The organism is Rhizobium sp. SRI_017, assembly GCF_057586295.1.
Window position 1 is genome coordinate 97609 of record NZ_JBYCZP010000002.1, and the last position, 13838, is coordinate 111446.

The window sequence follows — 13838 nt, forward strand, 5'->3', positions numbered from 1 at the left end:
CCAGCGAGCGGGAATCGCCTCTCGCAGCCAGCCCGTCACCAGCTGGCGAAAGACTCCGCCCGCGCTGGGCATTCGGCGCGGGCGGGTTAACTTTTACGGCGGCATGGGATCGGTAATTCGACTGCAGCCTATCGCCGCGCAATCCGGAAGCGATCGGCCCTTACGCCGACGCGATTGGCCGGTTGTTCGGTTCCTGAGGGAAGTTGGGAGCGAAGCGTTGTGCTCCGTTAGTCCTGCTCGAACTTGCAGGGCCAGTTCGCCGGCTTTTTCAATCCTGCGGGGAGTACCGTTTCGTCGTTGCCGCAGGCCATGTCGATCTGCCATTGGACCAGGCCGGTAGCGGCAGCGAGATCGACATCTTCGATGCGGGTCAGAAAGAGGAAGGCGCGGTCGAAATTGGCCGGCTTGGAAAAGGTCGCCTTGCGGAAATCGGCGCGGGCGAGGTTGGCGAGCGCGAAGCGGCTACCGCCGACTTCCGCGCCGTCGAACTGCGATCGACCGAGATCGGCCTTGGTAAAGTTGGCATTCAAGAGCTGGGCATTCCCGAAATTGGAACGCTGCAATTCGGCGCTTTCAAAGCTGGCATCGTCGGCGATCAGGCTGCTGAAGTCGGTGCGGTAGGCTTCGACCCGGGCGAAATTTGTGCCCTTGGCAGACGCGCCGGCCAGGGTGGCGCGGATGAACTTTGCCTTTTCGAGATTCGCACCGACCAGGTTCGCACCGCGCAGGTCCGTTGTGCTGAAATCTGCTTCCCCAAGTCTTGCGTCCTGGAGGTCGCTGCCGCCGAGCATCAGGAGCTTCTTGTCGCAGCCCTGCCAGTCGATGCCGGGAGCCGGTGCGCTACGGCAATCAATCGCGGCGGCGGGCTGCCAGGAAGCGCCCAGGAACGCGCCAACCAGAAGCGCCAGCGAGAGGATGGATTTCATGCGAACCTTCATCGCCTTACCCCGTTCGGACCGGCCCCGTTCTAACCAGCCAATGTGACCACAGCCAACATGTAGTATCGGAAAGCCCTGCATTCCAATAGCGCGATGATGACATGGGACCGATGTCAGGCGTCTTACAATGCATGGGGTCCTCAAACAATTAGGGCGGCCTCGCGACCGCCCAAATGCATTCATTGTTCGACGCGATCAGGGTCCGACGCGATCAGGCGTTGGCGACCAGCACGTCGCGCAGCTTGCCGACAAGTTCGTCGATATGGCTCTTCTCGATGATCAGCGGAGGCGACAGCGCGATGATGTCGCCCGTCGTGCGGATCAGCAGGCCCTTCTCATAGGCCTTGAGGAAGGCCGAGAAGGCGCGCTTGGTCGGCTCGCCGTCGATCGGCTTCAGCTCGATCGCGCCGATCAGGCCGATATTCCTGATGTCGATGACATGCGGGCAGTCCTTGAGCGAATGTAGCGCATCCTCCCAGTAGGAGGCCATTTCGGCGCCGCGGGTGAGCAGGCCCTCTTCCTTGTAGGTGTCGAGCGTGCCGAGTGCTGCGGCGCAGGCGATCGGGTTGCCCGAATAGGTGTAGCCGTGGAAGAACTCGATCATGTGTTCGGGTCCCTGCATGAAGGCGTCGTGGATTTCCTCGGTCACATAGACGGCGCCCATCGGGATCACGCCATTGGTGAGACCCTTGGCCATGGTGATCATGTCGGGCTTGACGTCGAAATACTGTGAAGCGAAGGGCGTGCCGAGGCGGCCAAAGCCGGTGATGACTTCGTCGAAGATCAAGAGGATGCCGTGCTTGGTGCAGATCTCGCGCAGCTTCTTCAGATAGCCCTTGGGCGGCAGGATGACGCCGGTCGAGCCGGCGACCGGCTCGACGATGACGGCGGCGATGGTCGAGGCATCATGCAGGGTGACGATGCGCTCGAGTTCGGAGGCGATGTCGCCGCCATGTTCCGGCTCGCCCTTGGTGAAGGCGTTCTTGTCCGGGAAATGGGTATGCGGCATGTGGTCGACGCCGGTCAGCAGCGTGCCGAACATCTTGCGGTTGGCAACGATGCCGCCGACCGAGATGCCGCCGAAATTGACACCGTGATAGCCGCGCTCGCGGCCGATCAGGCGGGTGCGCGAGCCGTTGCCCTTCACGCGGTGATAGGCTAGCGCGACCTTGAGCGCGGTCTCGACCGATTCAGAGCCGGAGTTCGTGTAGAGAACATGGCTCATGCCGTCGGGGGCGATGTCGATCAGACGGTTGGCGAGTTCGAAGGCCTTGGGGTGGCCGAGCTGGAAGGCGGGCGCATAGTCGAGCTCGCCGGCCTGCTGGCGGATGGCTTCGGTGATCTTCGGGCGGCAATGGCCGGCATTGACGCACCAGAGGCCGGCGGTGCCGTCGAGCACGGTGCGGCCGTCATGGGTCTTGTAATACATGTCCTGGGCGGAGACGAAGAGCCTGGGTTCCTTCTTGAACTGGCGGTTCGCGGTGAAGGGCATCCAGAACGCCCGCATATCATTGGGCGTCGTGTTCAGGCGATTTGACATGGATCTCAGCTCCGGAAGGGTTTAAGCCGCGCCTTTGTCCTTCATGGTCGCCGAATGGCCGGGAAATTACGGCATTTCGGGCGAGCGGGGCGCGTCCTGTTCATCACGCGGGACGTTATCAATTCGCCCGTTGCGGTCAAGGCGGGCCAAAGAATTTCATAAGAGATCACCGGAATTGATCGGGCGCGCATGTTGCGGGCACGAAGGTGCAAGTCCGACGCAAGTTTATCGTGTCAGTGATGTGTGCGGCGGACAGGACTGGTCCAGGGCAAAACGACTGGCGTGCCCGCCTTAGAAATAGCGAATGCTCGCATCGCTCCGTCTTCCGGTGACCTCGGGAGACGGAGCTTTCTTTTGCGCCTTAGCGATCGAGAACGTCGCGGATCTCGGTGAGGCTCGTACGGGCGTTGAGCAGATAGAAGCCCTGGGTTGCGAGATGCGACGGCATGAGCATGCCGTCCTCGGCGCCATTCGAGATGATCCAAGGCTGGATGTCGAGCGCATCACGGTAGCGGCCGAGCATCGTGTTCCAGAGCGCGGCGAGATTGCGCTCGCGGATCGTTTCCGAGAAATCGACGCGGGCTGCCGACAGGATGCCGTAATAGCCATAGAGCTGGCCATAGGCGAACCAGAAGCGATCGTCGGCCCGGGTGTCGAACCAGCCGGCATTGTAGTTCGCTGAGCGCTCCTTCAGGATATTCGACGTATTGCCGAGGTCGTTGGAGATGCGGTCGATGAATTCGAGCAAGTTGTCCGAACGGCCGTCGAAGGTCGATTTGCATTGGCCGAGCTCGGTGTTGAACGTGTTCAGGTGGCCGATGGCCGTCTGGTAGACGCTTGGCGTCGGCGTGCGGAAGCCGAAGGGTGACAAGCTGACATACCAGGAGCTTTCATCATACTGCATGTCCTGCCGGGCTTCCTGGAGTTGCGCATTGGTGCCCGAGGTGCCGCGAACGCGGGCGAGCGAGTCGACGAGCTCGATCGTCGTGCGGCGGACGGCCTGGTTCACGCCGCGCTGGAAACTTGCCTTGTTGTCGAGCCAGGGCGTGTGGTCCCAATCGATGCCGAAGAAGCCGAGCTTGTAGAGCGGCGCCGAAGAGATCCAGGTATTCTGGTTAACCTCCATGTCGATCAGGCCGGCCGTGACCGCGACGATTGCCGAGGGCTGGCACTTCTTCGGTGCGGCGGGATCTTCGCCGGGCAGTTCCTTGCCGGCCGGCAGTTTCTGCTGCTCGAACTTGTAGCTGGCGACATAGTCCGGATCGAACCCCGTCCAGGTCTGTGTGATCCAGACAAAATGGGCGTAGACAACGACGAGCAGCACGAAAAGGATGCCGACGACGCCCTTGATGATCATGCCGCGCGAGGCATACCAGCGGCCCGCGCTCATGAACGGAAAGAGGATCCAGGCAATGACATAGCCGATGCCGCGTCCGATCGCGCTGAAGATGTTCTGTATGAACAGAATGATCGGGTCGAGCATTTGGTCAGTCCTCTTTGATGCCGTATAGCCGGCGGCGGAAGGCAGTCTTGTCAGTGAGATAAGTATCCTGCAGCGTCTTCACAACGTGTTCCTGGAACTTCTCCGGGTAGCGTTCATAGGCTTCGTAGAAGCCCTGCTTGTCGAAGACGTACCGGGAGACGAAATCGAAGGGCTGCAACAGTGAAATCAGCTGGTTGACCAGCCATTTGTCCGGATGATCGGGGTTGGCGCGCACCAGCAGGAAGCGGAAGCGGGCGGCGACATCGCGCATGCGGATCTGCCCGGTCGCCACGATCTGCCGCTGCATCTCCGCCAGGAACGGGTAGTTGCCTTCGTCGGCGACGAGCTTGGCGTTCATATGCGCCCATGTCTGCAGCCAGACCCGGTCCGCCTTGGCGGGGTCGAAGGTCGGATCGTTCTCGCCGGCGAGGCTCAGCAGGCTCATTTCCATGCGATGTTCGAGCAGGCCAGAGTCCCGGATCCACGAACCCTGCGGCAATTCGAGCCTTTGTGTCCGGGCAAGAAAGCCGTAGATCGTGTCGTAGTCCTCGATATCGATATAGGAAACCTGCCAGGGCCGCGCCTTGCGGAAGCCGGGAACGTCGGACTTGCAGATGACGGTCGTGTTACGGCCGTCATGAAAGACGAAGACGCCACCGAAATGATTGGCCCAGAAGGCATCGTGGCGGAAGACGAGCTGGTCCGGCACGAGCATGTTCTGGCGGATGTCGCCAGTGGCCTTGGCGAGCTCGACCATGCGGTTGAGCATGTCGTCGTCACGCCAGGCATCGGGTTTGGAGACCAGCATGTCGGCGAGTTCGCGCAGCTTCGCCGCCTTGCCGAGGATATCCTCGGCCGAATAGACCTTGAAATGCACCTCGTTGATCGAGAGCAGATCCTCGATGTGATCGACCGAGGCGACGGAATCCTCGATCTCACCATAGAGCGCGTCCTTGATCGTCACGGCATTAATGGCGCGCGCATTGGCGTTGAAGAATTCGTGCATCAGTGCGGCCGTGTTGGAGAAGCTCGTATGGACGACGGGCAACTGCTCCTGGCCGGGGGTGAGGATGATGAAGCGCCGGTTGACGCGGTTGGGATCGAGATAGTCACGGTCGTTCAACTCGGCTGCGACCTGGGGCGAGAATCCGGTCATGTCGATGTCGAATTCCTCGAGCTTCGTCTCCGGCAGGCCGAAACCCTTGAGCGCCTTGTTGTAACGGCCGATCAGATGCGGCTCGTTGACCGTCATCAGGCGTCCATAGATCAGTTCGGCTTCGAGGAGGCGTTTCATGCGGTCAACTGTTCACGAGTTCACGCGGGCGATGCAATAATTTCTTAGTCACCATCGACAAGATCGTCGATGGTTACCCGTAGAGCTTGGGCGATTTTTTTCAATGTCGAAACGCCACCCTCCTTCTTGCTGTTCTCGATTTCAGACAGGAAAGCTGCGCTGATGCCTGTTTTCTCTGCAAGTTCCCTCGCACTCAATCCGCGTAATTCGCGATAGACACGAATAGGGTTTTCGCCGTCAATCAATCGGTTGGCGAATTCCTCGGGGATGGCTTCCTCCTCGCCGGCCGCCAGCTTCTTGCGATAAGCATCGACGGCGGCGATGTCCTCGGCGAGTTCCGCCCTTTCCAGCAGCATTTCGTAATCGGATTTGCTGAGGACGATCATGTCCTCGCCATTCGGGGTCTTGAACGAAACCGCCGTATTCATGGTCTCACTCCTTGTAGACGTCGCCCCGCGCGCCGATCCTGATCACGTCGATGACGACATCATTTTCGTCGAAGATGACGCGCCAGTCGCCGACTCTGAGCCTGTAGGCGTCCCGTCCCTGAAGCTTTTTGACATTGTTTGCCTGCGAGGCGTGATCGTCGGCATACTGGCGAAGTTTCGATCAGATACGTGTGGATTCGTTTGCCGGCAGCTTCGCAAGCGTTTTGATTGCTTGTTTGCTGTAGGCTATTTTCTCGCCCATTTAGTAGCCTAGATTACGGCGAAGCACAATGATATTCGCTATAAGCTAACTCACGCACCCCACCGTCCGTCCTTCCGCATTGCCTCGATCTCGCGGATCGCCTTCTCGCGCTGGCGTTCGCGGCGGATGATGTCGTTGATGGCGGCATCGTCGGACTTGTCGGTGTAGCGGAATTCGGAGTCGCCGTAGCGGTTGATCTCCTGGAGGATCATGTCGAGCGTGATCGGACCACGAAGTTCCGCAATCATCGCTTTCTTGTCGTCGTAGGACTTGTGCATGAAGGTTTCCGGCTTCTCGAACCATAGGTCTGGAAGCTCGACATCCATGGCGCGCATCTTGATTGCGTCGGTGATGTTCTTGACCGCACGACCGGTGAAGCGGGGTTCGGCAACGCGGATCATGTGAAGGTAGGTGCCGACATCGGCGATGGTCTTGAGGCCGCCCTTTTCCTTCTCGAAACGTTCCCAGACAGCGGCGAGACCCTCTTCATGCGGCTTGGCATGGGCCGAATAGGTATCGGAGACAGCCTTCTTGATTTCTTGGTTGGCGAAGAGCTGGTGTTCGCCGAGCGGAATCGTGTGGTTCTTGCCGGCGAGCAGCGCGAAGATGTCGATATAGTCCTCGCGGGTCTGCGGCCCGTCGACCAGCCAGCGGGCGCCGGCGCGCTGGCGCAGCGCGTCGTCGACATTTTCAGGGTAGTTCGAGAACATGCCGAAAGTGGCGTTGCCGCGCACGACCGTCGATGCGCCGGCGAAGCTCTCCATCAGCACGGCGGTCACTTCCTGCTGGCCGGCGGAGGCGCGATCGTCGGAGCGCTTGGCGGCGACCTGATCGACGTCGTCGATCGTGCCGAAGCCGATCGCCTTGGGGTTCATCACATTGTTGATGAAGTCCTTGCAATTCTGGCCCGACTTGCCCTGGTAGGAGGAAATCTGGTCGACGCCGAAGTTCTCGTAGTGGAAGGCGTAGCCGGCGACCTGGCAGTAATCGTTCATCAGGCCGGCGATCATCTGGATCAAGGTCGTCTTGCCGGTGCCGGGCATGCCGTCGCCGATGAAGGTGAACAGGAAGCCGCCGAGCTCGACGAAAGGGTTCATCTGGCGCTCGAAATCGTAGGCCATGATCATCTTGGCGAGCTTCATGCTCTGGTATTTGGCGATGTGGTTGCCGACGACCTCTTCGGGTTTCTTGAACGACATGACCAGCGGCTTGCGCTTGGCGCCCGGCTTGACGTCGAAGCCGTTGAGGTCGAAATCGTCCTGCTCGATGCGGATATGGGCGTTCTCGAAGGCAGCGAGGCCGGTGAAGCGGGCCTTGCGCGAGATCAGGCCTTCGGTCGCGACCCGGGCGAAGGCGCGGGCGCGGGAGATCATGGTCGTGTCGTCGGGCGAGCCCTGGATGGCTCGTTCGAGGCCGGCGATCAGCGATTTCGCTGCATCCTGCGGCGTATCGAAGAGGTAGTCGGGCTCGGCGACATCCTCGCCGGGTTCGCCTTCACCGGGAAGCGTGGTGGTGAGATAGGCTGAAAGTGTGAAGGCAGTGATATAGGCCGCCGCCGAGAGCAGGGCCTTGAAATTGTCGGCATCCGGGCCCTGGAGGGGAGCGGTGGTGTTGCGCGCCTGCAGGCCCTCGAGATTGGTGTGGCGGGCAAAGACATCGGCGACAGCCAGGCCGATCATGGTTCCGCGGCGGGCGCGGTAGAGCAGGGCGTGCTGGTTTGGCGACAGCATCTGGTCGCCAGCGCGGATGGACTGGATGACCGCGGCCAGCGAGACCTCGCGCGTCTTGCGGGCGCCAGATGTCGAGACCGTTGAAACGAAGCGGCGGCCGGTGCCGGCGATCGCCGTGCCCGAAGTGCCGCCGTCGTTTTCCAGCATCACCACCTTGGTGACGAAGCTCTGGGCGATCGACTGGTGCTTGGCGATATCCTCTTCGGGGATGGCGGTGAGACCGGTGTTCAGGGACATGGGAGCTATTCCTTTCGTCGATCGGGTCGGGCAGGTGCCCCGTGTTGGCTGTTGTGCTCGGCGAGTTACCCCTCACCAAGCGCGGCCATGCGATCGGCTTTGCCTCTCGCGGCCTTGCTATTCTCTCCCACAAGGGGAGAGGTGAAACTCGCGGCGCTGCCTCGCCTCAGAGAAAGGCCGGGCTTGTGGCACCGACCTCTCCCCTTGTGGGAGAGGATACGAAGGCCGGGTGAACGATCGTGAACCCATGGCCAAAGTTGGTGAGGGGTAAACGCGTCAGGCTCCGTCGAGCTAAACCTGACTCGTCACCTGGTTCCCTGAAATCACATGCACCTTGTAGCCGGCGAATATCTTCTCGGCTTCGTTGGAGGCGTAAAGCGCGGTATAGGCCTCGTGCGGAACCAGCGCGTGCTTCTCGAAGCCGGAGACGCCCATGCGGGAGGCTTCCATATTGGTGGTGTCGATATGGAACTCCTGGCTCGCCGGCGTCGAGGAGAAGAAGCCTTTCACCTCGGGTCTTTCGCGTGTCGAGAACACTTCCTGCACTGTCCAGGTCAGCAGCCAGGCATTTTCGGGTCGACGCACGCGGGAGAGAATGCCGTTGATGATCTCGTTGTTTTCGGTGATCCCGGCGGAATAGAAGGGGCCGATCACGATGCGGCGGAGCTGCTTGGGGTGCAGCGTCGGGAAATCCTTGTCCATGTTGGTCGCGATCGTCACCGGCGAGAGCGTGTAGCTCGAATTGCGGATGACGAAGTCGTCGAAACGGGCGGCGAGTTCCGGATTGAGCAGGCCACCGACGGGGAGCGGAATGTCGATATCGGTGTTGAGCTTGCCGTCGCGGGTGACCAGCATCCGCGCCATGTTCTCGGAGGAATCCTCGATCTTGGCGACATAGATCATCGGCAGTGTCTGGCTGCCGTCGAAGGAGGCCCAGTTGGCCACGATCACTGGCCTGCGGTTGTCGGGGTTGATGGTGACGCCAGAGGTTTCCGGCAGAATAACTGGTGAGAACACGTCGCCCTTGACCACCTCTTCGAGATAGAGGCGCTCGGCCATGCGGCCCTGCAGGGCTTCCGGGAAAGCCTTGTTGCGCAGGATGAAATCGACCATCTCGGCGCGGAGCTTGTTGCCATCAGGGATCTGGGCGAGGCGTTCGGGCGCGGTCTTCCGGTCGTTCTCGAGTTCGAGCACGTTCTGGTAGATCGGAAAGCCGGATTCAGCACGCGAGATGCGGAAGCGTTCGAGGAAGCCGGTCTTGTTTTCCCAACAGCGCAGCGACGTCATGAGCCGCTCGACATATTTCATGATGAGCGAAGCCGTGAGATCACGCGCCGGCGGATTGTTCCGCGTCACATCGTCGAGATAGACTTCCAGGCCGGCAAAGGCGGCCCGGACGGTCTGGAAATATTGCTGCACGGCGGCATCGGCCGAGGTCATGTCAGCCTTCCTATTTCACGCCGATGAAGGGCAGGGCCGAACCCGGCACCATGGTGGAGGGAAGCGCGCCGTTCCACTTCTCCGCGGCGGTCAGGTTGATGAGTTCGGGATTGTCGCGGAGCGCCGCGCCCTTGGCCCGGATCGCATCGGCCTCGGCATCGCCGGCGAGGCGGGTTGCTGCCGCATTGGCTTCGGCTTCGGCACGAACGGCGTCGGCGCGGGCCTGTGCCTGGGTCACAGTAATCTGCGCCTGCACCTTTTCGCGTTCGGCATTCTGTTGCAGCTTCTGGACCTCAACCTCGGCCAGCATGCGGTTTTCAATCGACTGCTCATAGGCGTCGGAGAAATCGATGTTTTCGATCTGCACGCTCTCGATCACCACCGGCCCGACGATGAATTTGCGGATCGCGTCTTCGGTCTCGGCATTCAGCTTGGCACGGTCCTGGATTGCGGTCACTGCGTTGAAGCGACCGAAGACGTTCTTCAACTGCTCGAAAACGCGGCGGTCGATGAGGCGGTTGACGATGCCGTCCTCGCCGCCATATTCGGCATAGATCTTTTCGACCTGGTCGGTCGGCAGGCGGTAGTTCACGGAGATCGTGATATTGGCCGGCTGCTGGTCGCGGGAATAGGTGTTGACGTTGTCATAGACCTTGGCGCGGCTCTGGACCGAGATCTTCACGACGGTATCGATGAGCGGCAGCTTGAAGCCGAGGCCCGGCTCGGCCGTGCCGACCACCGCGCCGTAGCGAAGGATCACACCCCGCTCGCCCTGGTCGATGGTGTAGAAGCTGCCACCGAAGATGATCAGCGCGGCGAGGCCGGCGACGACTGCGATGGCCGCTGTCCTCAGAAATCCTCGTGTCGATGCAGGCGCCGTTGCTTCGGCCATTCAAATCTCCCCCATGGGTTCGCTCACATGACTAATCTGGCGACCGGCATGGCCGGCCACCAGGTAACCAACCCGGATATCTATCTTACTGCTTCACGTAATTCGCAGAATTGTGCTTTTCGAGCACGCTCTGGAAGCGGCGCGCGAAGGCATCGTCGGCCAGCTTCTTCCGGCGCTGGATGTCCTGGGTCGCGAGCATGTTCTTTTCATGCATTTCGAGCAGGTCGCCGATATGCTTCTGGGAAGCGGCACCGATGCCGGCCATGGTTTCCTCCGCGGCGGTATCGACCTGGCTGCCGAGCGTGTTGATCTTGTGGGCGACGTCCTGCTGGGCGGCGGTCTTCAGCGAGTCTTCGAGCGCCTTGTAGAGGACGATGCGCTGTTCGGTATCGATGGTCAGCTTGTTGATCAGCGTGTTCTGCGCCGCAAGCTGGTTGTTGAGCGAGTCGACGAAGGTCTGGAACATCGAGGTGTAGCGTTCCAGCGTCTGGCTTTCGGCGAGCAGTTCCTGCTCCTTGGCCTGCTTTTCGTTATATTCGGTCGCGAGCTTGGAGCGCTCGGCTTCGAGATCCTGGCGGGCGACCTGGTCGGTCGCGGAGGCGATCTTGTTCTCGATGTCCATCAGCAGCGGGTTGAGTTCCTCGATGCGCTTCTGCACGGCTTCGAGATTGGTGATGGTGTTCTTGCGGCGCTGGATGACCTGCACGAGATTGGCTTCCGACTGCTTGTAGCGCATTTCAAGCACGGATTTCTGCTCTTTCAGCATGCCGACGATCGAGTCGGACTTGGCAAGCAGTTCCTGCAGGTTGCCGGCGAGCGACATGTTGCGGACGCGCTCGGTGCGCATCCGCTGGGCCGACTGCTTGGAGAAGATGCCGATGAACTTTTCCCAGCCGGTCTGGCTCTTCATGCTTTCGAATTCGGTGCCGAAGACATTGGTCGCGTCTTCCAGGCCGATGATGAGGTCGGCGATGTTGCCTTCCATGACCTTCTGCTGGTTGATGACGTCCTGGATGCGGGCATTTTCGATGTCGAAATTGACGTCACCGATCTTGGCATCCGCCTGGGCGAATTGGTTGAGGACGCTCGTCGAGGCGTCCAGCTTGCCGCGCATGTCGTTGACGACCGCCTGGGTCTTCTGGATTTCCGCGTCGAAGGACTGAAGAGTGGCCATGATTTTCCCCGGTTTTCCACAGCTTGCATAGCTGGTTGTGACAATGATCCGGCCAGACAATACCCGTTTTCGCCAGCTTTGAAACTGAAAAGGGTACCCTCCGGCAGATCGCCTCAACCAGATTTGGTGTCGGCTTTCTGACGGTCAAGTACCGCGTATTATTCAGCTTATGTGTCGGGATAGCGACTAGTTTGCCGCCGCAGGGTCCTTCAAGTAGGCGATCACATCGGCGATATCCTCGGGTACCTTGAGGCCGGGGAAGGCCATGTAAGTGCCCTTGACCACCTGCCTCGGCGCGGCGAGGTAGGTCGTCAACGTCGCCTCGTCCCAGACCTTGCCGGCGCCGAAATCCTTCATCGCCTGGCTGTATTTGAAGTTCTCCGCCGTCGCGACGGGGCGTCCAATGAGCCCCTGCAGGCTGGGGCCGACGCGATTGGTCGGCGCGGTTGCAGTGTGACAGGCCATACATTTCTTGAAAACGACGGCGCCATGCGCGGCATCGGCGGCATGAACGAGACCGGTGACGGAACAGAGTGCGGCGGAGAAAAGAGCAAGACGGAGCTTCACGGGGTCCTCCATTGGAAAGCGATCGCACCGCTTTTACCGGTTCCGGCTTTCGCCGCCCTGATCGAAACATGGAAAGCGTTCGTCTTTCCGCTATTCGGCAGGGGCGCCGCCATGCATCAGCGCTTCCCAGTGGCGGCGGCAATAGGAAACATATTTGTCGTTGCCGCCGATGTCGATCTGGGCGCCTTCGCGCAGTACCTTGCCCTCCGCGTCCAGTCGGGCCACCATCGTGGCCTTGCGGCCGCAATGGCAGATCGTGCGGACCTCGCGCAGCTCGTCGGCGATGGCGAGCAACTCCTTGGAACCGGGAAAGAGTTCGCCCTGGAAATCCGTCCTGAGGCCATAGGCCATGACCGGGATGTCGAGACGATCGACGACATGGGCGAGCTGCCAGACCTGGTCGCGTTCGAGGAACTGCGACTCGTCGATGAAGATGCAGGCGATCCGCTCTTTCCGGTTCAGGCCCTCGAGCAACGCGTAGAGGTCATCGCCTGGATGAAAGGGAATGGCGTCGGCCTCAAGACCGATTCGCGAAGAGACTTTGCCAAATCCGGCGCGATCATCAATTGCCGCGATCAGGATGACCGTGCGCATGCCCCGCTCCTGGTAATTGTAGGAGGCCTGCATCAGCATGGTCGACTTGCCGGCATTCATGGTGGAGTAGGAGAAATAGAGCTTTGCCATCAAGGAATCCCTTCTGTCACTTCCTCATGCGCAATCGATTTGCGGATTGCCACCGCTACGGCACGAAAGACACAGCTTTCTGTGGGCCCAAACCGGCTCCTTTCCGCAAACGGCACGGAAAGGTCGCTAATGCGCAGATAGGCGGCGCCTATCCGCTTGAATTTGCCTTTCATTGGTGATTGGCTGTCGCCCATAAGAACAACTGGGAGAACGACCATGACAAGACTTCTAGCTTCCACCTTCCTCGCCCTGAGCCTTTCGGCGGGTGCAGCTTTCGCTGCCGAGCCGGAGAGCTGCGGGACGGTGCGTTTCGCCGATGTGGGCTGGTCCGACATTGCAGCGACCACCGGCACGGCATCCGTGATCCTCAAAGCACTCGGTTATGAGACCGACGTAAAGGTGCTCTCGGTTCCGGTCACCTACCAGTCCATGGCCAACAAGGACATCGACGTCTTCCTCGGCAACTGGATGCCGACGATGGAAGCCGACCTCAAGCCTTTCCGCGACGCCAAGACTGTCGATGTGCTCGACGCCAATCTCGAAGGTGCGAAATATACGCTGACGACCAACGAGGCAGGTGCCGCGCTCGGCATCAAGGATTTCGCCGATATCGCCAAGCACAAGGACGCGCTGGACAACAAGATCTATGGCATCGAGCCCGGCAATGATGGCAACCGCCTGATCCTCGGCATGATCGAAAGCGACAAGTTCGGCCTCAAGGGCGTGGAACTGGTCGAATCCTCGGAACAGGGCATGCTGGCCCAGGCCGCCAAGCTCAATGCCGACGGCAAGCCTATCGTCTTTCTCGGTTGGGAACCGCATCCGATGAACGCCAACTTCAAGCTGACCTACCTGACGGGCGGCGACGAGGTGTTCGGTCCGAATCTCGGCGGTGCAACGATCTACACCAACACCCGTGCCGGCTACGTCTCTGAATGCACGAATGTTGGCGCCTTCCTCAAGAACCTCAAGTTCTCGCTGCAGATGGAGAACGAGGTGATGAAGCTGATCATCGACGGTGGCGAGCAGCCGGAAGCGGCCGCGACCACCTGGCTGAAGGCCAATCCGACCGCGTTCGAGCCCTGGCTCAAGGGCGTGACGACGAAGGACGGCGGCGACGCCGTTGGAGCGGTCAAGAGCGAACTGGGTCTCTGATCTGCCTATGCACG

The 13838-nt window shown here is 60.4% G+C and carries 14 protein-coding genes; 2 read left to right on the forward strand and 12 right to left on the reverse strand.

What is annotated here, in order from left to right:
• Positions 1-227 precede the first annotated feature (227 nt).
• The 5 genes from AC2YI2_RS05240 to AC2YI2_RS05260 form a co-directional block, all read right to left on the reverse strand.
• Positions 228-926 carry a pentapeptide repeat-containing protein gene (locus AC2YI2_RS05240; RefSeq protein ID WP_487385386.1) on the reverse strand — a complete coding sequence of 233 codons (699 nt, stop codon included), beginning with the start codon at positions 924-926 and terminating at the stop codon, positions 228-230.
• A gap of 223 nt (positions 927-1149) precedes the next feature.
• Positions 1150-2478, reverse strand: coding sequence for an omega-aminotransferase AptA (gene aptA / locus AC2YI2_RS05245; RefSeq protein WP_487385387.1), 1329 nt, complete (start codon positions 2476-2478; stop codon positions 1150-1152).
• A 361-nt stretch (positions 2479-2839) separates the two neighbouring features.
• Complete coding sequence (locus tag AC2YI2_RS05250; RefSeq protein WP_487385388.1) at positions 2840-3961, reverse strand: DUF2333 family protein; 1122 nt, start codon at positions 3959-3961, stop codon at positions 2840-2842.
• A gap of 4 nt (positions 3962-3965) precedes the next feature.
• Positions 3966-5255, reverse strand: coding sequence for a DUF6638 family protein (locus AC2YI2_RS05255; protein ID WP_487385389.1), 1290 nt, complete (start codon positions 5253-5255; stop codon positions 3966-3968).
• A gap of 44 nt (positions 5256-5299) precedes the next feature.
• Positions 5300-5641 carry a helix-turn-helix domain-containing protein gene (locus tag AC2YI2_RS05260; protein ID WP_487385390.1) on the reverse strand — a complete coding sequence of 114 codons (342 nt, stop codon included), beginning with the start codon at positions 5639-5641 and terminating at the stop codon, positions 5300-5302.
• Between AC2YI2_RS05260 and AC2YI2_RS05265 the strand changes: the two genes are divergently transcribed.
• Entirely contained in the window at positions 5640-5957 is a 318-nt protein-coding gene (locus tag AC2YI2_RS05265; protein ID WP_487385391.1) for a hypothetical protein, read from the forward strand. The two genes, AC2YI2_RS05260 and AC2YI2_RS05265, sit on opposite strands and share 2 nt — an antisense overlap.
• Before the next feature lie 38 nt (positions 5958-5995).
• Here the strand turns inward: AC2YI2_RS05265 and AC2YI2_RS05270 are convergent, their stop codons facing one another.
• From AC2YI2_RS05270 to AC2YI2_RS05300, 7 genes are all read right to left on the reverse strand, one after another.
• The gene (locus tag AC2YI2_RS05270) at positions 5996-7912 is read right to left on the reverse strand and encodes an AAA family ATPase (protein WP_487385392.1); all 1917 of its coding nucleotides are present in this window, start codon (positions 7910-7912) and stop codon (positions 5996-5998) included.
• 291 nt (positions 7913-8203) lie between these two features.
• Positions 8204-9352: a hypothetical protein gene (locus AC2YI2_RS05275; RefSeq protein WP_487385393.1), complete on the reverse strand. Its 1149-nt coding sequence runs from the start codon at positions 9350-9352 to the stop codon at positions 8204-8206.
• Between the two features lie 10 nt (positions 9353-9362).
• Entirely contained in the window at positions 9363-10244 is an 882-nt protein-coding gene (locus tag AC2YI2_RS05280) for a prohibitin family protein (RefSeq protein ID WP_487385394.1), read from the reverse strand.
• Positions 10245-10329: 85 nt separating this feature from the next.
• On the reverse strand, positions 10330-11418 hold the full coding sequence (locus AC2YI2_RS05285; RefSeq protein WP_487385395.1) for a hypothetical protein: 1089 nt from the start codon (positions 11416-11418) through the stop codon (positions 10330-10332).
• Positions 11419-11604: 186 nt separating this feature from the next.
• Positions 11605-11985, reverse strand: coding sequence for a c-type cytochrome (locus AC2YI2_RS05290; protein ID WP_487385396.1), 381 nt, complete (start codon positions 11983-11985; stop codon positions 11605-11607).
• Positions 11986-12075: 90 nt separating this feature from the next.
• On the reverse strand, positions 12076-12669 hold the full coding sequence (locus tag AC2YI2_RS05295) for a thymidine kinase (protein ID WP_487385397.1): 594 nt from the start codon (positions 12667-12669) through the stop codon (positions 12076-12078).
• On the reverse strand, positions 12669-12887 hold the full coding sequence (locus AC2YI2_RS05300) for a hypothetical protein (RefSeq protein ID WP_487385398.1): 219 nt from the start codon (positions 12885-12887) through the stop codon (positions 12669-12671). The genes AC2YI2_RS05295 and AC2YI2_RS05300 overlap by 1 nt, the downstream gene beginning before the upstream one ends.
• On the opposite strand from AC2YI2_RS05300, the gene AC2YI2_RS05305 reads away from it, so the two are divergent.
• Positions 12886-13824: a choline ABC transporter substrate-binding protein gene (locus AC2YI2_RS05305; protein WP_487385399.1), complete on the forward strand. Its 939-nt coding sequence runs from the start codon at positions 12886-12888 to the stop codon at positions 13822-13824. The genes AC2YI2_RS05300 and AC2YI2_RS05305 overlap by 2 nt on opposite strands.
• The last annotated feature ends 14 nt before the right edge of the window (positions 13825-13838 follow it).